The organism is Frankia sp. CgMI4, from assembly GCF_001756285.1.
GTDB classification, from domain to species: domain Bacteria; phylum Actinomycetota; class Actinomycetes; order Frankiales; family Frankiaceae; genus Frankia; species Frankia casuarinae.
The window spans coordinates 1-18,870 of record NZ_MAQZ01000070.1 but is presented as its reverse complement, the minus strand read 5'-3'; the positions used below and the strand labels follow the sequence as shown (position 1 = coordinate 18,870).

Annotated in this window: 16 protein-coding genes; 11 read left to right on the top strand and 5 right to left on the bottom strand. The window is 69.4% G+C overall.

Annotation, left to right across the window (positions count from 1 at the left end; all coding sequences use genetic code 11):
- Positions 1-70: 70 nt before the first annotated feature.
- Positions 71-1,669 (top strand): FAD-binding oxidoreductase, encoded by a 1,599-nt coding sequence (locus tag Manayef4_RS11730; protein WP_070131610.1) that lies wholly within the window; start codon positions 71-73, stop codon positions 1,667-1,669.
- A 325-nt stretch (positions 1,670-1,994) separates the two neighbouring features.
- The gene (locus Manayef4_RS24975) at positions 1,995-2,153 is read left to right on the top strand and encodes a hypothetical protein (RefSeq protein WP_023840589.1); all 159 of its coding nucleotides are present in this window, start codon (positions 1,995-1,997) and stop codon (positions 2,151-2,153) included.
- 45 nt (positions 2,154-2,198) lie between these two features.
- Here the strand turns inward: Manayef4_RS24975 and Manayef4_RS11725 are convergent, their stop codons facing one another.
- From Manayef4_RS11725 to Manayef4_RS25965, 3 genes are read right to left on the bottom strand one after another with little or no spacing between them, the layout of a single operon-like run.
- On the bottom strand, positions 2,199-3,194 hold the full coding sequence (locus Manayef4_RS11725) for a bifunctional lytic transglycosylase/C40 family peptidase (protein WP_070131609.1): 996 nt from the start codon (positions 3,192-3,194) through the stop codon (positions 2,199-2,201).
- A gap of 6 nt (positions 3,195-3,200) precedes the next feature.
- Entirely contained in the window at positions 3,201-3,845 is a 645-nt protein-coding gene (locus Manayef4_RS11720) for a hypothetical protein (RefSeq protein ID WP_023840588.1), read from the bottom strand.
- Between the two features lie 40 nt (positions 3,846-3,885).
- Positions 3,886-4,329 carry a helix-turn-helix domain-containing protein gene (locus Manayef4_RS25965; RefSeq protein ID WP_254665602.1) on the bottom strand — a complete coding sequence of 148 codons (444 nt, stop codon included), beginning with the start codon at positions 4,327-4,329 and terminating at the stop codon, positions 3,886-3,888.
- Positions 4,330-5,821: 1,492 nt separating this feature from the next.
- Here Manayef4_RS25965 and Manayef4_RS11710 point away from each other — a divergent pair.
- The 6 genes from Manayef4_RS11710 (at position 5,822) to Manayef4_RS11690 (ending at position 13,383) form a co-directional block, all read left to right on the top strand.
- Complete coding sequence (locus tag Manayef4_RS11710; protein ID WP_023840585.1) at positions 5,822-7,039, top strand: hypothetical protein; 1,218 nt, start codon at positions 5,822-5,824, stop codon at positions 7,037-7,039.
- Positions 7,036-7,452, top strand: a complete 417-nt coding sequence (locus Manayef4_RS11705; RefSeq protein WP_070131605.1) for a DUF6112 family protein — start codon at positions 7,036-7,038, stop codon at positions 7,450-7,452. The genes Manayef4_RS11710 and Manayef4_RS11705 overlap by 4 nt, the downstream gene beginning before the upstream one ends.
- 117 nt (positions 7,453-7,569) lie before the next feature.
- A complete protein-coding gene (locus Manayef4_RS22920; RefSeq protein ID WP_254665601.1) occupies positions 7,570-8,307 on the top strand; it encodes a hypothetical protein in 738 nt (245 codons plus the stop codon).
- Positions 8,304-9,686 (top strand): hypothetical protein, encoded by a 1,383-nt coding sequence (locus Manayef4_RS11700; RefSeq protein ID WP_083282406.1) that lies wholly within the window; start codon positions 8,304-8,306, stop codon positions 9,684-9,686. The genes Manayef4_RS22920 and Manayef4_RS11700 overlap by 4 nt, the downstream gene beginning before the upstream one ends.
- Positions 9,687-9,733: 47 nt before the next feature.
- Positions 9,734-11,236, top strand: coding sequence for an SCO6880 family protein (locus Manayef4_RS11695; protein WP_070131601.1), 1,503 nt, complete (start codon positions 9,734-9,736; stop codon positions 11,234-11,236).
- The gene (locus tag Manayef4_RS11690; protein WP_070131599.1) at positions 11,233-13,383 is read left to right on the top strand and encodes a conjugal transfer protein TraC; all 2,151 of its coding nucleotides are present in this window, start codon (positions 11,233-11,235) and stop codon (positions 13,381-13,383) included. The genes Manayef4_RS11695 and Manayef4_RS11690 overlap by 4 nt, the downstream gene beginning before the upstream one ends.
- Positions 13,384-13,423: 40 nt before the next feature.
- On the opposite strand, the gene Manayef4_RS11685 is transcribed toward Manayef4_RS11690, so the two are convergent.
- Positions 13,424-13,966, bottom strand: a complete 543-nt coding sequence (locus Manayef4_RS11685) for a YbhB/YbcL family Raf kinase inhibitor-like protein (protein WP_070131598.1) — start codon at positions 13,964-13,966, stop codon at positions 13,424-13,426.
- A 146-nt stretch (positions 13,967-14,112) separates the two neighbouring features.
- Between Manayef4_RS11685 and Manayef4_RS11680 the strand changes: the two genes are divergently transcribed.
- Positions 14,113-14,451 carry a P-II family nitrogen regulator gene (locus tag Manayef4_RS11680; protein WP_070131596.1) on the top strand — a complete coding sequence of 113 codons (339 nt, stop codon included), beginning with the start codon at positions 14,113-14,115 and terminating at the stop codon, positions 14,449-14,451.
- 400 nt (positions 14,452-14,851) lie between these two features.
- Here Manayef4_RS11680 and Manayef4_RS11675 read toward each other — a convergent pair whose 3' ends face one another.
- A complete protein-coding gene (locus tag Manayef4_RS11675; protein ID WP_011434507.1) occupies positions 14,852-15,658 on the bottom strand; it encodes a VTT domain-containing protein in 807 nt (268 codons plus the stop codon).
- Between the two features lie 485 nt (positions 15,659-16,143).
- Between Manayef4_RS11675 and Manayef4_RS11670 the strand changes: the two genes are divergently transcribed.
- Complete coding sequence (locus tag Manayef4_RS11670) at positions 16,144-17,472, top strand: lipase family protein (RefSeq protein WP_070131595.1); 1,329 nt, start codon at positions 16,144-16,146, stop codon at positions 17,470-17,472.
- Between the two features lie 917 nt (positions 17,473-18,389).
- Positions 18,390-18,818, top strand: coding sequence for an organic hydroperoxide resistance protein (locus tag Manayef4_RS11660; protein ID WP_070131594.1), 429 nt, complete (start codon positions 18,390-18,392; stop codon positions 18,816-18,818).
- The last annotated feature ends 52 nt before the right edge of the window (positions 18,819-18,870 follow it).

Below are 18,870 nucleotides of genomic sequence, written 5' to 3'. Positions count from 1 at the left end.
ACGGATGGTCGGACGACTCGTGACGACCATCGTCCACTCCCCGGACTCGTAGCAGCCGTGAGGACTGACCGTGGATTACGAGCCTGACCGACGATCGGTGTTACGGACCGCCGCAGCCGGAGCCGGCGGGCTCGGGCTCGCCGCGCTCGGGCTCGGTGGCGGCCTGATGAGCGCCTGTCAGCAGGAGGACGCCCCCCACCCAATACCGACGGAGATCGACTGGCGCACGCTCGACGAACGACTGACCGGTCCGCTGCTGCGACCGACCGATCCGGACTACGCCGTCGCCAGCATGCTGTTCGACCCGGCTTTCGACGCGGTACGTCCGCAGGCGGTGGTCCGTGCCATGTCCGCGGGGGACGTCACGGCCTGCATCGACTTCGCCCGCTCCACCGGGATACATCTCGTCGCGCGGGCCGGTGGCCACAGCTACGGGGGTTACTCAACGACGACCGGGCTGGTCGTGGACGTGACTGCGATGGCGTCGGTCCGGCCGGGGCCCGACGGCACCGCGCTGATCGGGGCCGGAGCGCTGCTGATCGACGTCTACTCCGCACTCGCCGAGAACGGGCTGGCGCTGCCAGCCGGATCATGCCCGACCGTCGGCATCGCCGGGCTCGCCCTCGGCGGCGGCATCGGAGTGTTGAGCCGGCGCTACGGTCTGACCTGCGATCGGATGGTCTCCGCCGAGGTCGTGCTGGCCTCCGGGGAGACCGTGCGCACCGACGCCGACACCGAGCCGGACCTCTTCTGGTCGCTACGCGGTGCGGGCGGGGGCAACGTCGGCATCGTGACGTCGTTCACCTTCGCCACCCATCGGGCGACACCGTTGGCGCTGTTCACCTACCGCTGGCCCTGGGACGTGGCGGCGGACGTGCTCACCGCGTGGCAGGGCTGGATCGCCGACAGCGGCGGCGCGCCGGAGGACCTGTGGTCGACCTGCGTCGTGACCTCGATGCCGACGACCGGGGCCACCGGCAGCCCAGCCCTGCGGGTGAGCGGCGTGCTCGCGGGCGGCGCCGACGACACGCGGATCACGTGGCTGCGGGATCGACTCGCCGACCTCGTCGCCGCCGTCGGCCGGAGGCCCTCGAGCACCTTCGTCGCCCAGCGTGGCCATCTCGAGACGATGTTGCTTGAGGCGGGCTGCGCGGGCAAAAGCGTCGACGCGTGCCACCTGCGCGACCGGACGCCCGGAGGCACCCTGCCACGGGTGGCCCAACGGGCTGCCTCGGCATTCCTCACCGAACCGATGCCTGCCGGCGGGATCGAGACGATGCTCGCCGCGCTCGAGCGACGCCAGCGCACACCCGGGGCCGGTCCGGGTGGCGTGATCCTGGATTCCTGGGGCGGCGCGATCAACCGGGTCGGCCCGGGTGACACGGCGTTCGTGCACCGCAACACGCTCGCCAGCGCCCAGTTCGTCGCCGGCTACTCCGTCGACGCATCCCCTGCGGACAAGGAGGCTAACCAGAGCTGGTTGCGATCCACGGTGGCGGCGACGGCGCCGTTCATGTCGTCGTCGGCGTACCAGAACTACATCGACCCGGACCTCACCACCTGGRCCGATGCGTACTACGGGGCGAACCTTCCGCGGYTGCGCCAAGTCAAGCGCGCCTACGACCCGGACAACCTGTTTCGCTTCGCGCAGAGCATCGCGCCGTCCTGACGGTCCTGAGCGGCTCCGGCGGGAGCTTCCCCGGCCGGGCCCCGGCCATTGCCCCGGACAGCCACCCCGCGCCGGGAATCGAAGTCAACCGACCCGGGGTGGCATGCACTATTAGATCCGTTCACCCATCCGTTGCCTACTGCCCACCTATGGTCAGATCCCTGTCCATCCGCTGTCCCCCGGCCCCGCCACCGCGCAGTTCACTCATCGCTCCGGCGATTCATCTTGCGGTGACTACTCAAGGTGAGTACACACATGCTGTCGGTAACGCACCGACGTTGGTGTCCGTCTGGCCGTGTCGACTGGGTTTTCTGTGAGGTCCTCGATGAAAAAAATCTTCTGGCCGTATGGCGTCGGGCTGTTCGCCCTGTTCTTCGCGGTGACAGCACCGGGTAACGCCGCCGATGTGGTGCACAGCGCCGTCGGTGCGCTCGGTGGCGTGGCCGACGGGCTGTCCACCTTCGTGTCCCAGGCGGCTACCTGAGCGGAGCAACGGCACACCCGGAGTGTCCGGAGCAGGAAATCCGGATCAGGAACGCTGCCTGGCCAGCGGCCTGGTCACGGCCACGGTCCCACTCCAGTCCGAGATGTCGGATTCGACGACCCCCCACCGCGCTCCCTTGGCCGCGATGACCCGGCCGTCGCCGATGTACATCCCGACATGACCCGGCGCCTCGGCGGTGCCGTCGGTGCCCGGGGTGAACAGTAGGTCCCCCGGCTGCGGATCGACGCCCGCGACCTGCGGGCCGAACCGCAGCTGGTCGGTCGTCACGCGGGGGAGCTCGATGCCGATGCGGCGATACGCCTCCCGGACCAGCGACRAGCAGTCCCAGGCGTCGGGACCGGTCGCACCCCAGACGTAGGGCTTGCCGATCTGCGACCGCATGAAGGCGACCATCGGGGCGACCGAACCAGCGGGGATGTCGACGCCGAGCTCCAAGGCGTCACCGTACACCTGCGCCTGCGCGAGKATCGTGCGGACGTAGTTACGCGTCTCGGTGTACGGCGGAATGCYGGCGAAGGCGAGCACCGCGCCCGCTCCCGCGTTGTACGCGGCCAGCATCTTCTCCTGGGCCGCGCCGGACACGGAGGCGACCGAGGCCGCCACCGCGCAGTCGTACCGGGCCGCCGCGGGGATCGCGTCGGCCGGGTTCCACACGTCGCCCTGCCCGTGGGACGCCCACGTCCCGGGCATGAACTGGGCGATCCCCATCGCGCCCACGGGTGACCGGGCCCGCGGGTTGAAACCCGACTCCTGATGTAACTGGGCGGCCAGCAGGGCGGGAGTCACCTCGGCGCACCCGGCCGCGTTCGCCGCATCAATGATCGTCTGCAGGTACTCGGCCGGGATGCCGTCGGAGTTCCTGATGGTCCGGTTACCCCCGCCCTGATCCTGGATGAAGGGACCGGTGATGATCAGAATGAGGACGGCGACCAGCATGACGATGCCGCCGACGGCGAGGGCCATGCCCGCCCCCGTCCAGACCAGCCAGCGGGAACGCTTAYGGGTGAAGCCGCGGGCCATCACGCCTCACCGGCCCGGTGCGTCACCGGCGACGCTCGACAGATCCGCACCGGCGACCCGCCACGTCCCGTCGGTCTGGCGCAGGAGGGTGAGCGCGGGGGTGGACAGCGTCACCACCGGGGCGGCGCCGCCCGCCGCCGTCTCGCGGCGCACGTTCAGCTGAAGCACCACCCGACCGGTGGCCGTCGTGTCGATCCCGCCCAGGGGCGTGGTCGCCAGCACGGTCACCCGCGAGTGGGTGCCCGCGGCGCGCACCTCCTGCCACGCCTGACCGTCCCCACCGGCAGCGGTTCCGGACCCCCCGGCGCCCGCGCCCCCGGCGCCCAGGCTGGCCGCGAAGTCCTCGGTGAGGCAGTCGCGGGCCCGCTCGACACCGGCTGCCGGGCCGGGGTCCGTCCGGGCGTCGAAGGACTGCCAGCGTGTGAAGCAGTCGGCGGCTACCGCCGACGGGTCCTTCCGGTCCACCTCGCCGGTTGGTGGCGCGGACGCGGTGGCCAGCGGCGGACCCGGCGCCTGACTCGCCCCGGGCGGTGGCCCCGTGGTGGCGGACGGGGCGGGAGACGGACCGGCAGTACTACCCGACACGCCGCATCCGGCCACGGTGACCACGGTGAGCAGCAGCCCGACGGCCAGCCAGGGGCGGGGCTTCACCGCGGCCGGCCGGAGCGAGGCGGCACCGGGGTGAGAGCGCTCATTCCCGACCGTCCAGCCAGTCCCGCACCCGCCCCCGACGCACCCGCCACTGGTGACCGACCTTGCGAGCCGGGATGRCCCGTTCCGAAAGCAGCTTGAGGACGGTGCTCTCCGACAACCGCAACCAGGCGACCAGTTCGTCAACGGTGAGCACTTCGTCGTCGTCGGAGGGTCGGGACGGCACGCCACCGGCCGACGTCGGCGCGAGCGGAGGGGGCGCGAGCGGAGGCGCCGCGGCGGCGGGCGCCGGTGTGCCGCGGGATGCGACGGTCGGTGACATGCCGGTCGAGCGGGCCGAGGCCGTGCGGACCCGGCCGGATGCCGCCGGAGCAGACCGGGCCGGGGCCGAGCCGACCGGGGATTTCGCGGGCGTCACCCCCTGCGGTGCGCCGGAGCGCTGGGATGGCCGAGGCGTCGCCATCGAGAAGCCGTCCTGCGCCACCGACGCTCCTTTCCCATCTGCCGCACGCACGGTGCCGTGTCGTCCAGGCCGCCCCCAGCCCGCCACGTCGCGGATCACAGCCAACCGTCCGCCAAACCGTCCGCCGGTTCGTCCCCTCAATCCGGACGGCACATCTCCGGTTCCGGAAGGTACACCGACCCACCCATGATGGGTAGCTTCGACCAGAGCTTGTCATACTCGAATGACTCGTGTTACATCGATCCGACCGCAGCCGAGCGCAGATAACAGTAAGTAACCTTAACTGGCACTAGCTAACCTTAGAAGGCCGGGAGGTCGACGGCGCGTGAGCGATGTGCCACAGGCACCGTACGGTGAGGAAGGCGACGCGCGGCCCGTTTCGCTCATTGGTGCCCGCATCCCCTCGTCGGTCTCCCCTCCCGACGGTCCGCCCATCCGGAACGATCAGTACATACGAGACGATCAGTACGTACGGGACGAAGCAGCAGGCACCGAAGACGTAGAGTCACCTCCCCATTCACGATCCGGGCGCCGACGGCATCGACGGCGGGGCGGGACGGGCTCGCCGCAGCCACTCGACGAAGCGTGGCAGAGCGAGGCATTCCACCTCGATGATGCGACATCGGCGGCCCGTTCGGGTGCGGACCGTACAAACACGTCCGACGACACACCGCCATCGGTGCCGGGCGCCAGGACCGAGGCACCCGGCGCCGGGCCGGGCCGGGCGACCACGGGCGCGGACACCAGCTCCCGGCGCACCCGCGGCGCCGCTGCCCGGCGCGCCGGCCGCCCGTCGGCGATTCCGCCCCGTAACCAGGCTGATCCCTCCCGCCGTCCAACCCGGCCGGCAGATCCCCGCGGTTCGACCCCGATCCCCCCGGGCGCGGTGGAATCCTCGCGGAAGGCGGACACCGCCTCGGGTGGCAGCGCGCCGGGTGGCAGCGCGTCAGGYCGAGGCGTCAGCCCGGCCGCGAGTCCTGGTGCCGGTGGCGACCCAACTGCGGTACCACCACACCCGAACGGGCCATTGCCTGCCCCGAACGGGCCACGCGTCCGGCCGCCGCGCGCCTCCGCGCCCCGCCATCCGCAGCCTCCGCGGCCGACACCGGCCGCGCCGACGGATGCGGCGCCGATCAGCGGCCCGAMCGATCCGCCGACGGCAACCGTTCCATCCGCCGCGGCCAGCCGGCCAGCCGCGGCCGGCCCGATCGAGGTAACCGGCCCCGGGGATGCGCAGGCCCCTCCCACGGACGATCCGGTCCCCTCCGAATCGTCCGTCCCGGGCCACGTCTGCGCGGTGCCGGTCACACCGCCGGTCGCCCGCTACACGCCGGCCGCGCCAGCCGCGGACACGAAGCAGCCGACGGCTCCAGTGCTCCCCCCCGCGCAACCGCAGCCGGACCCGGCGTCTCGATCCACCCCCGAGGCCGCGGCGGCAGGCGGCCAGACCGTCTCGCGTCGCCGGCCGTCGTCGGACGGTCGGCTGTGGCCGTGGCAGGAGCCGTGGGCCGGCGTGCGCGATCTCGAGCCATGGGAAGAGATCCCGGTACGGCTCTCTCTGCGCGACCGGGCCCGTATCCCGTTGCCCGGTTCGTGGCGGATCGCGGTGACCTCGCTGTTCCCCTACTCCGGGACCACCACCCTTGCCGGGGTCGTCGGGCTGACCCTCGCCGGGGTGCGGGCGCAGCCGGTCCTCGCGGTCGATCTCTGGCCGGGGGAGTCTCCCGGGGGGGCGCCATCGTCGCCTGTGGGCGCCGGCACCGAGGACGAGGACGAACCACGCGGTGATCCGCTCGCGATCCGGGTCGGCGCGGCCGGAACGACGACGGTCGCCGACGTCGCCCGCCGGCAAGCCTCCGACAGTACGGTGACCGATCTACCTCTGATGATCAGCGGTCGTCCCGCAGGCAGCACCAGGGACCTCGACGTGCTTCCCGTGCGACGCGGTGTTGGCGGAGGATCCGACCGGCACGGCGGCGGCGGTTCCGGCGACGAGGCGGCCGCCGTCGTCCCCGCGGACGACACCGTCGCCCCGACCGGACTGCGGTCCGTGCTCGGCCTGCTCGCGCATTCCTATCCGCTGGTGCTGGTCGACGCGCCGGCCAAGGCACCGCTGACGCCTGCGGCGCTCCAGGCCGCGGACCTCATCATCCTCGTCACACTCGCGACCGCCGCCGATCTGGAGGCGACACTCACCGGACTGCGTACGTTGCGGGACGCGGCGGGTGGTGGCTCAGCCAGACACGGCGGGCCGATGATCGTGGCAGCCATGATTGCGCCGCGCCGGGGCCGTCCCTCGCCCCGGACCCGCGCGGCGGCGGCCCGGCTCGGGCGCCAGGTCGACACGCTGATCCGAATCCCGTACGACGCCCGGCTCGACCCCAGCAGGCATACTCCGGTGCGGATTCCTCGACTACGCCGACGTACTCGCCGCGCCTACCTCCAGCTGGCCGCGGCCGCCGTGGAAGCCCTGTTCACTCTCGCGAAAGCCGAGGTCACGGCTGCTGCGGGCGCTGTCGATCAGCCGGGGGCTGCGGCCGGCGGCGCTGTGGAAGCGGTCACCACCCGTGCAGATTCTGGCGCTTCCGGCGGCCCACGAGCGACTACCGAGGATCACCCTGCGGCGCAGGGCGTATCATTTGGCGACCTACGGTCACCAACGGCACCCACAAGGATCGCCGGACCGGATCGGCCGGGCGGCCCCCCGCCTGTGGGAAAGGAACCGAGATGATCCTGGACGCCGCCGCCGTCAAGGCGACCGTTGTCCTCGCTGAGGTACAGGTCAAACCGGATGACTCCAAGGCGCCTGGCATCAATGCTCTGAAAGACCTGGTCAACGGCCTGGCGGCCTATGCGGTGATCGCTGCGGTCGCCGCTGTGCTACTGGGCGGTATCGCATGGGCACTCGGCGAACGGATGGGCCTCGAACGCGCGTCGATGGTCGGCAAGAGCGGTGTGATCGCAGGCTTCGGTCTCGCATTCCTCGTCGGTRCCGCGGCAGCCTTCGTCAACTTCTTCCTTGCCACCGGTGCAACGGCCACCGCACCCGACCCTAACCCGGCTGGCCAGCGTCAACCCGCCGTAGAGCTCACCGTTGCCGTTGACCCCGGCGTGGTCCATGACCCATCGTCAACGCTCTTCTGACCTGTTCCCCGGATACCAGCGGGCGGACATTGCGATGATGACCGTGCCGTCTTGTGAGGGGAGTGGRCGTTGGTAAGCCTTGTGGAGTGGGCGGCCAGACGCCTGATCATCATCATCGTGACCACTGGCACGGTGAGTGTGATCGGCGGATTGGTCATCGGCCGTTACGTGGTCCCAGACAATGGTTCGAATGGCCCGGATACCGCGTCCGTCGCGCCGCAGACCTCTCCGAGCGCTACCCCGCCCGGAGTGACGCCGACGCTGGTCCCCTCGYCGAAACCGTCCAGCCAACCGGCCAACACCGCCGCCCCMACCTCAGTCCCCGGTGTCCCCACCCGGATCAACGAGTTCGGTATCCCGGTCGGCTACCCCCACACCGAAGCCGGCGCCGTCAGCGCCTGCGCCAACTACGACAGAGCTTATGGAAATCCCGCGAATCGCACACCTTCCCGCGTCAAAGATGTCTTCAAATCGATGGCACTTCCAGAAGAAGCCGACAGACTTGCTAACACCGTTATTTCAATCGACAAGGAAAACGCAAAATATTTTAAATTGAACTCTCTTCAATCTCCGGCGGTAAACTGGATTGGACGGGTCACGGGCTACACGGTTCGCTCATATCGCAACGATGAAGCTAACATAACACTCTGGGGACTAGTTGGWATCGGGCTTTACGGAAATCCCGATCCAAGGCTTGCCCCACATGAAGGCTGGGGAACGGATAACTGTCAGGTTGTATGGAGTTCAGGGGACTGGAAGCTTAAAGATGCAAGCGATGGACCTTGGACGCCAGCCATCACCGAACGAGCAGCCGAGAGTTTCCGTGATTTTCTATTGGTCGGAGCCGGACAGTGACCGTGACCGTGGATAATCAACTGCAAGCCCTCCCATTTCACCCACTCGGTGCTATCAAGGATGCGATAGCGGGGAGTGCGGATGCGTACTTCAACTCGACAGGCAAGGCCTTCTGCGGCATGGCGGCGGACCTGTCCAGCTCCGTATTCAGCTTCGCGGCGCAGAAGACGACCATCAACCTGAATGCCGACTACGTCGTCCAGAACTACAACATCGCGTTTGGGGTGGCGGTCCTGATCGTCACCGGCCTGTTCATCTGCGCCTGCATCATGGGCGCCGTGCGCGGTGATCCTCACATCTTCGCACGCGCGCTCGCCTCCACCGGCACCGCGATCCTCGGCTCGTTCGTCGCACTCACCCTGCTACAGATGGTGCTCACCGCCTCGGATGGGATCGCCGACGCCTTCGGTGACGGGAAGCCACTCGGCTCGGCCCTGGTAACCCAACTRCGGGCCCTACCGGAGCAGGGGAACTTCGCACTCGACATCGTGCTGTCGCTGCTGGTGGCGTTGTTCTCGTTTGCGCTCTTCGTGGTGCTGTACATCCGCAAGGTCGCGATCATCGTGATGGCGGTGTTCATCCCGGTGTATCTGGCCGGGCAGCCGACGATGTCCACGAGCGCCTGGATCAAGCGGGCGACCGAGATCCTCTTGGCGCTGATTTTCGCGAAGCCGGTTATTTACGCGATTTTCACACTCGGTGCCGGTGTGGCAAGCGACTCGAGCGGCTCCACAGTCGATCAGACACYGACGATCCTCGGCGGGGCCGTGGTGATGATTGCGGCGGTGTTCGCTCCCTTCGTCCTGCTGCATCTGATGGGATTCGCCGACATCCACCTGATGCGCGCCGTCGGTTCGGCAGGTCGGCGCAGTGCGGCGTCGTTCGGCCAAGGGGCGGGTGCGTTGCTGGGATCGACGTCGCGGGAGACTTTCCGCGGAATCGGCGCACGGCTGCAGACCCGCAACCGCGGCATGCTCGGCGACGCCGGTGGCGTCGGTGGCGTCGGCAGCGAGCCCGCGCTGCCCCGGCCAGYCGGGCTACGGACCGGTCGTGGCAGCGGCCTCGGCGCTCCGGCGGGCACGTCATCCCGGACGGGTGCCGCCACGGCCGCGGTGCGCGGCTCGACGGCCGGCCGGCCCCGGGCCGGCGGTGGCAGTACCCGGCAACCGGCAAGAGCCGCCACCCCCACCAGGGCGACGGTCACGGTCGGCAGCAATTCCAGGCCGGTCGGCGCCACGAGGACGATGCGCCCGGGTTCCGCCACGGGCGGGGCACGCGGGACCGGTCAGGCCACGAGGCGGGTACCCGTGCCCCCGCCGGCGTCCCGGCCTCCGAAGATGACGGCGGCGGTGCCGCCGTCCCGCACCGGCGGCACGTGAGTAGTTGAGTGGCGAGGTAGCGAGGTRGCGAGGTAGCGAGGTAGTCGATGATCGCGGAACGCAGTTACCGCTTCGGACCGCTGGAACGCGGCGGAGTCATGCTGGGCATGCGCTGGCCGCAGCTCGGCCTGATGATCGGCGTGATGCTGTGTGTGCTCGGGGCACTTCGCTCTCCGCTCCTGTTCATCCCACTCTGGGTACTGGTGGGAGTAACGCTCCTGTTTGTTGCGTTCGTCCGGGTGGAGGATCGTAATCTCGACCAGTGGGTGCCGATCCTCTTCGGCTTCACGATGCAGAAGGTGACGGGCGAAACGGTGTTCCGTGGCGCGTTCTTCCGRCTGGGCGCCGGGGAGGACCAGCTCAGCCGAACGGTCCTCCCGGGGCCRCTGTCGTCGCTGGTGATGTTGTCCGTACCGGTCGGCGGCGGCCGGTACGTGGCGGTGGTAAAGGATGMCAAGCAGCAGACCTACACCGCCGTCCTGCAGGTGCAGGGTAGCCAGTTCGCCCTGCTGGAGTCCGGTGACCAGCAGGCCAGGGTGGACGCCTGGGGGGAACTGCTGGCCGGACTGACCGCCGGGGGCGGCAAACTGTCGCGCATCCAGTGGTTGGAACGCACGTTGCCCGACTCCGGCGACCAGCTTCAGCGGCACTGGCGGGTCCGCGGGCATCACGACGACTCCTGGGCCGCCGACGCTTACCAACAGGTCATCGACGCGGCGGGTCCGGTGGCGCAGCGACACGAGACCTACCTCTCGTTCCAGCTTCGGACCAGGGACGCCCGGCGCGCGATCCAGCGGGCCGGGGGCGGTGACCAGGCGGCCTGCGCCGTCCTGCTCGGCGAACTGCGCACGATGGAGGCGGCTCTCGCCCGTGCGTCCATCAACACGGTCGGATGGCTGCCGCCACGGGCGCTCGCCGCGGTCATCCRCACCACCTACGATCCGTACTCGATCGAGATGATTGACGCGCGGGGTGGTGCGAGTACGGACCTCGCCGGGGGCCTGAAGGGGTTGGCGTCCGGCATCGACCCGGCGGTCGCCGGCCCGGTCCGGGCCGTCACCGCCTGGGACCACTACCGCACCGACTCTGGCTTCCACACGACGTACTGGATCAATGGCTGGCCGCGTGTGCCCTCCCCCGCCGCGTTCCTCGCTCCGCTGCTGATGGAGACGACCTGTCGGCGGACGGTTTCACTGATGGTCGAGCCGCTGCCCGGCCGGAAGGCGGAGAAGGCGGTGAACCGACGGCGGATGGCGCACCTCGGTGAACAGCAGATGCGGGACAAGGTCGGGAAGGTCACCACCCAGCGCGACGTGGCCGAGGCCGACGAGGTCGAACGCCGCGAGCAGGAGCTGATCGCCGGATTCGGCGCCTTCCGCTTCCACGGCTTCGTCACGGTCTCCGCCGACGACCTCGACGGGCTCGCCGACGCCTGCGGTGAGGCCGAAACGCTGGCCTCACGCAGCCGGTTGGAGATGGTGCGTCTCGTCGGCGAGCAGGATCAGGGCTTCAGCGTCGGAGCGCTACCGTTGGCGGTGGGGGTTTCGTGAGCTCAGCACACGACGACGCCTCGGCGCGCGGGTACCCGGTCCCGACCGGCTACCCGACCGGCGGCTATCCGGGTAACAACTATCCGGGTAACAGCAACACGAGCCATGGCCAGCCAGGCAATGGCCAGCTGAGTAACGGCTATGCGGGCAACGGCTATGCGGGCAACGGYCATGCGGTGGGCGGTTACGTGCCGGYCGGCTATCCAGCCGGTGAAGCCGTGGCCGGTCACCCCGAGCGCGCCGACAGCAGCCCCGGCGGCCCCGACGACGAGGGCCCCGACGGCGACTTCGGCGACGGCGACTTCGACGACAGCGACTTCGACGACAGCGACTTCGACGACAGCGACTTCGACGACCCGCCCAGCTACGACGAGACCGGTTACGACCCCGACGGCTACGAGGCGGCGGACTACGAGGCCACCTCCCACGACCCGGGACGCGATGCCGAGGGCTATGTGGACCTCGGCGGCGGTCCGCGGCGGCGGCGCGAGGGACGCCTATCCGCGGAGCCCCCCCGGCGCAGCCGGCGCGCGGAACGGGCCGCGGCGGCCACCGAGAAGGCTGCGATGCGCCGGGCCCAGATAGCCCTGCGCCGGGKCGCACAGCCGCCACGGCTGTTCGGGCCGTTCGGCGGGCGAACGTTCCACAAGCTGCGGCTTCCCGCGCACATGGAGACGACGGCGCAGATCGCCGGCATCTACCCGTTCGTCGTCGACTCCGGCCTGGCCGCGCCCGGCATGTACATCGGTCGGCACGTCTGGTCCGGGAACTCGTTCGACTTCGACGTCTTCGAGCTGTACCGCYAGCAGGTCATCGAGAATCCGAACTTCGCCGTGTTCGGCGCGGTCGGCTCCCGCAAGTCGGCGCTGCTGAAGACGCTGATCTCGCGAGGGGCGGCGTTCGGCTACCAGGCCGCCGTACCCTGTGACCCGAAGGGCGAGTACACGCGGCTGGCTCGGCGCCTCGGCTGTGAGCCCACCTACATCGGGCCCGGCATGGCCACCCGGCTGAACCCGCTCGACGCCCCACCCCGTCCGATGGGCATCGCCGACGAGGACTGGGCCCGTGAGGTGAAGCGGGCTCGTTCGGCGCTGCTGTCGTCCCTGATCGAGACGGCGAAGGGGGTGCCGCTCACCCCGGCCGAGCACACCGCGGTCGACCTGGCTCTCGACGTCGTGACCCGGCAGATCACCGGGGCGTCCCCGGACCGGTGGGCAACCCCGATCCTGCCRCACGTGCTGGAGGCGATGACGGATCCAACCGAGGAGGACTGTGTCAACCTCCCGATGACCGCGACCGAGCTGCGCGACGCCTCCCGGGATGCCACGCTGACCCTGCGCCGGCTCACACACGGCGCGCTGGGCGGTCTGTTCGACGGGCCGACCACCTCTCCCCTGGACTTCGACCGTCCGATCGCCGTGCTGAACCTGGAGCGGGTCCAGGGCAGCGATGAGATGATCGCCCTGATCATGACCTGCGCGCAGGCGTGGATGGAAGCGGCACTCATGCGCCAGGACGGCGTGCAGCGCTACGTCGTCTACGACGAGTGCTGGCGGCTGAYGCGGTTCGCCGGCCTCGTCCGCCGGCTGTCCGCCCAGCAGAAGCTCGCCCGACAGTGGGGATGCGCGAACGCGATCGTCGCCCACCGCATCTCCGACCTGCTGTCCGCCTCGCCGGACTCGGTGGAGATCGCCAAAGGCCTGCTCGCCGAAACCGCGATCCGGATCCTCTACAAGCAGGCGTCCGATCAGATCGCCGACACGCAGGCCGCGCTCGGGCTCACCGACGTCGCCGCCGACCTGCTCCCCAGGCTCGACCCGGGCTACGCCCTGTGGCTGATCGGCGCCCGCGCCTTCTACGTCGAGCACGTCGTCGGCGACCTGGAGATCCCCGTGGTGCTCAACGGCTCGAAGATGCACGGCGAGGTCGACGACACTAACCTGACCCCCGACGATCTGGATCCGGCCGAGCTGGACCCGCCGGATCTCGGTCCCGGCCGGCTGCGCCGGATGGCCGACGAACTCCTCGGCGACCGGGAGCTCGCCGGCCGGGAGCTCGCCGGCGGCCCGGCCGTCCCACGGGCCGCCGACCTCACGGGCGGGTTCGGTTACCCGCCTGTGGAGCCCAGTCCCAGCTCCACCGGCTGACGATCCCCGGGGATCTCGCCGCGCCGGCAGGGCGGCCCCGTCAGCGTTGGAAGGTCACCCGCAGCACGGCCCGGGCGAGAGTGTGGAAGGTGAGGTTGAAGCCGACGACGGCCGGTGAGACCTCGTCGTTGATCTCTAGTTTCGGCACGTCGACCGCGTGGACGGTGAAGATGTACCGGTGCGGTACGTCGCCCTGCGGCGGCGCGGYCCCGCCATACGCCTTGGAGCCCCAGTCGCTGCGCACGYGATACGCGCCGGCGGGCAGGCCGGTGAAGTCGCCGCTGCCCGCGCCGCGGGGAAGTTCGGTCGCCGCCGCGGGGATGTCCACCAGGACCCAGTGCCAGAATCCGCTGCCGGTGGGCGCGTCCGGGTCGTAGCAGGTGACGACGAAGCTCCTGGTCTCGGCGGGCTGACCGGACCAGGCCAGCTGTGGGGAGATGTCGGCGCCCCCGGCGCTGGTGTGCACCTGATCGGACGGAACGACTCCACCGTCGACGAGGTCCGTACTGGTCACGGTGAACAGCGGTTTGGCGGGCAGCACGTCGAACGGGTCGGGGGGTGTACCGCGGTCGAGCAGGGACATCTRCCATTCCTTCCGTTACGCCATTCGATGACATTCCCGAGACGGAACCGTCGCTTGCCGGCTCTACGCTTCTCCGCGATGAAACCTCATCCCGAAGGTGCGCCGGGCCGTCGGCATGCGGTTCCAGACAACCTGGTGAGGTCCCGGTGAGACTGGTCACCGCCATCCYGCGTCCACATCGCATCGATGACGTACGCACCGCCCTTGAGACCTTCGGTATTCAGGGTATGACGGTCAGCYAGGTGACCGGATTCGGCATCGAACTGTGGCGTACCCAGACGTATCGCGGGCAGACCTTCCACGATGAGTCGGTGAGCGCCGTGCGGGTCGAGTGCGTCGTCGCGGACTGCGACGTCGAGGACGTCATCGAGGTGATCCKGAGATCGGGCGGATCGGCGGCCAGCGGAGCCGGCAAGATCTGGGTCCTTCCCGTCGACGCCATCGCCCGCGTCCGCACGGGGGAACGCGGGCCGGACGCCTTGTGAGTCCGGACGCCTTGTGAGTCCGGACGCGACCGGCTGCGGTCACCCGGCTGCGGTGACGGTGACCAGCAGACTGCACCGACCGTGACCAGCTCGATTGCCGCGATCGCTCGATGGTCCCCAAGGCCACGGCACCACCCATCAATAGTGAGACGATCGTCATACAAACGATGCTTTCGGTGTGCGACCAGCGGCTGTTCCCACCTTTGGGTGACGAGGAGAGGCGACAATGACCCGTTGACCCGATACGGTTGACGGGTCCCGGCGGGCGTCTCGCCGACTCCCCCCGTATCGGTGCGGAGCCCGCCGGGACCTGTCCTCGCGACTTGGCCCGCATCGCAGGTAACCGTTCGCGCGGCCGCGATGACCATCGGGGTATCCCGATCGGCCTCGGTCTTCTCGATCAGCCTCGGTCTTCTCGATCAGCCTCGGTCAGTCCCGGCGTCTGACGTTGATGGGCGACCGAGTGACGCCCGCCGCCGCGGCGTGGCCGTACCGCGAAGGTCTCAGCCTCGTCGGCGACCGGGGCACTCCCGCCGAATCCAGCGGAGCCCTCCCGCACGGCACCGTTCCCGGCCCGCTTCCTACGGCGGGCCCGGAGAAATTCGAAAGCAATGGGAAGCACCGAGACGACGACAATCAGAATCAACATCGGCTCAATGTTGTTCCGTACAAAGTCTATCTTGCCGAGGTAGAAACCCAGAACCGTGATGCCGCAACCCCAGACCACCCCGCCCACGATGTTGTAGGTGATGAAGAGGCGGTAGTTCATCCGGCTCACGCCGGCGATAACCGGAGTGAAGGTGCGGACCACGGGAACAAACCGCGCCAGGATGATGGACCGCGGCCCGTACTTCTCGAAGAACTCGTGTGCCTGCTCGACGTACTCCTGTTTGAACAGCCGCGAGTCGGGGCGTCGGAACAACGCCGGACCGACTCTTCGACCAATTAGGTAGCCGACCTGGTCVCCAGTCACCGCGGCGAGCCCGATCAGGACAGCCGCCACCGGCAGCGGGGTGGAAAGCTCGTCGCGGGCGATCAGCATACCCACGGTGAACAGCACGGAGTCACCCGGGAGGAAGAACCCGACCAGTAGGCCGGACTCCGCGAAGACGATCAGCAGAACGACAGCCAGRCCCGCTTTGGCCAAGCTGTCCGCGCTGAGGACGCCAGGGCCGAGAGCGAGGGTGTTCGACGCGAATGCATTCACTATCGCGGGCCTCCGACAGGCTTTGACGACGGGTTGGACACGTCCGTGAGACCGCGGCAACCGTCGAGGGACCGCCACCGCACCCGCCCGAGGACACCGTAAGGGTATCGAGCGCTCTCCCGTCTCCCACCGGGCACCCGCAAGAGTGGCTCCCCGGCGTCCCGGGCGCGTCCCGGCAGGTTGCGGCATGCCCGGGTGCGCCCGGTACGTCCCTCATAGGTTCCCCACCATAGGTGCCCGATCATGAGTTTCCGATCATGAGTTCCCAAATTGTCCAGTGCAGCGATCCGCCGCCAGTCAAGATCTGGCCGGCCCAGGTGGACCGCCGACGTCGATGGCCGGATGTGCCTCATTAGGCTTAATTCGTGCGTTATCGGCGGCCAAGCCAGGATCAGCGGCCTGTTGTCCCGAGTGATCCGAGTGATCCGAGTGATCCGCCGGCCTGGCCGGATGCGTTAACGCCACGGACCCCGCGCTCCCGGCCGATGCGGTCAGCGCGGTCAGCGCGGTCAGCGCGGTCAGGGAGACCGAYGCGACCGGCTGCGGGGGCCACCCCTGTCGGGGCGCACCGATGCCCTTCCCACCCGGTCCGTACCCCGCTGCTCATGGTCCTGCTTCTGCTCGGGCTCCTGCTCGGACTGCTGCCCCTTGCGGCCTGCGGAAAGCGGGATGGCAAYGACGGATCATCCCCCGCAATCAGTGCCGGCGGACCCGATGAGCGAGGTGCATCGTTACCACCGGGAACCCGCGGGGAAATTCTGTCCAGTCAGGTGGTCGCGCCGGCCCCGACCGGCATCCGGGCGTGGCGGGTGATGTACCGATCCCACGCGACGTCGGGCGTCGACATTCCGGTGTCCGGGATAATCCTGGCCCCGGAGGAGAACGTTCCGGTTCCGCCGGGCGGCCGAAGAATCGTCGCGTTCGGGCATGGCACCACGGGCCTCAAGGATGCCTGTGCACCGTCGGCGGCACGACCCGCGCTGATCGCCGCCGCCTCGACTTTTCCGCTCGTCCGGGCCGGTTATGTCGTGGCCCTCACAGATTATCCGGGGCTGGGGAGTCCCGGCGAACACGCGATCTATGTTGCCGAGCCRGAGGGCAGGGCCGTGCTTGACGCGGCGCGCGCCGCCGCCGCCCTCAAGGCGACCGGTGCCGGTCGCGACGTCGTCCTCTGGGGCTATTCGCAGGGCGGCCAGGCGGTGTTGGCCGCCGGAGCGATTGCCGCCGCCTACGCACCCGAGCTACGGATCCGGGGAGTCGTCGCAACCGCCCCCCTGGCCGACCTGCCGGCGTCCCTCGCCACCTTGCAGCACAATGCCGACGGGGTCGCCTATGTCCTRCTGGCGATGATCGGGCTGTCCGTCGAGGACCGGACGATCAACCTGGACCGGGTACTCACCCCGACCGGYCGGCGACTGCTGTCGATCGCCCGCGACCGCTGCGCCACCGACCTCATCAGGGCAAGCATCGGTACGTCCGTCAGCACCGCCTTTACCGTCAATCCACTGGATCATCAGCCATTCGCAGCCGGATTCGCCCGGCAGCGAGAGGTGGCCCTGCGGAAGATGGCTCCGACCCTCGTTCTCCAGGGCGACCTCGACCTGGTGATCCGACGCCCGGTGACCGACAGCGTGGTCACCGGGCTGTGCCGGAAGGGCACGACCGTGGACTACCGGCGTTACCCCGACGCGGACCACGGCACCGTCCTCGGCGCATCGATGGCCGAGCTCACCGCCTGGGTCGCGCAGCGCTTCGCCCCGCACCCGCCGCCGGTCACCGACATCTGCGAGATGCGCGCAGCTCGGTTCGGATRACCCGTCCCCGGCTAAACGGGCCCGTCCCCGGCTCACGGCAGGGCCCGGCTCACGACAGGGCCTGTGGACAACCGTGCGCCCGAGCACACCCTGCCCATCTATGGGGACCGTCAGGTGGCTGATCCGGTAGCTGATCGGGTAGCTGATGTGGAAAACGTCGCCGCCCGCTGCCCATGGCGACACACCCACCCTGTGGATAAGTCCGCGGGCGCGGTGCAGAGCCCCCTCGGGTCRCACTGCCCCGAGGCGATAAGCGATGAATCCGCTCACCAGCACCCACGACGGTGACCGACGAAACCGCCGTCGTTCTCCCACCCCGGGCTGTGTGGAGCACCGTCGACCGACCGTCCCTCGACCTTCCACTGACCGTCCCCACCGTGCCCATCAACGGCGAAGGGGCAATCCGGCCACCAGCACCAGGCCAGGTGACCGGCAGAACCGTCAACCATCGTCCGGAGACGGGCAGCGTGGGCACGGGCGGCCAAAGCCGATGGACCCTGCCCGAGCTGGTTGATCGTCAGCTCATATCGCTCTTGCCCGGGTGGGGCATCGTCACCTGAGCACGGCCCCGTACCGCCTGGGGATCCCGTACCGCCTGGAGATATCGCCCGCACGCTGCCCATGGGAGGGCAGCCATCGGAGGGCAGCGTGCGGGACCGGTGGAACCCGCGGAATCCGCCGACGCCGTGCTCGGCCAACTCGGCGACTGCGGCGGAGATCACGCGAGTGTCGATCGTCGTATCCCGGGGCCGTCCCCGTCGCGGTCGGTCGAGCTCACCGGTCTTCTCCTCCGCCGTCCGCTCAGGCTAGGCGGGAATCGAAGGTGTGGGCCGCGAAGTTTTTAGGGCACCAGTTTGGTTGCATAAATGTCACAGGCTCTCCGGAGCTTCGGCAACACCTGATGCACGGAGGCAACCATGGCGAACACGATCTACTCCGCCACCTCGACCRCCTGGGGTGGACGCGACGGACGGGTGGTGTCCAGCGACAACCGGGTCGACCTCCAGCTCTCCGCCCCGAAGGGCCTCGGTGGTGACGACGGACCGGGCACGAACCCGGAACAGTTGTTCGCCACCGGTTACGCGGCGTGCTTCCATGGCGCGCTCAAGGCCATCGCGCGCGGGAAGAAGATCGATATCAAGGACTCGGCGGTCTCCGTGACCGTCGGGCTGATCAGGAACGACAACGRCAGCCTGGGGCTGAGTACGCGGATCGAGGCACAGATCCCCGRCATCGAGCGGGCGAGCGCCCAGGAGATTCTGGAGGCCGCGCACGCCCTGTGCCCATACTCCGTGGCCACCCGGGGCAACATCCCCTCCGAGGTGGTCCTCGTCGAGAGCGACTGACCCGGCTCCCCTGCTCACCGGAAGATCCCCGCGCGTGCGGGGACGACGCTCG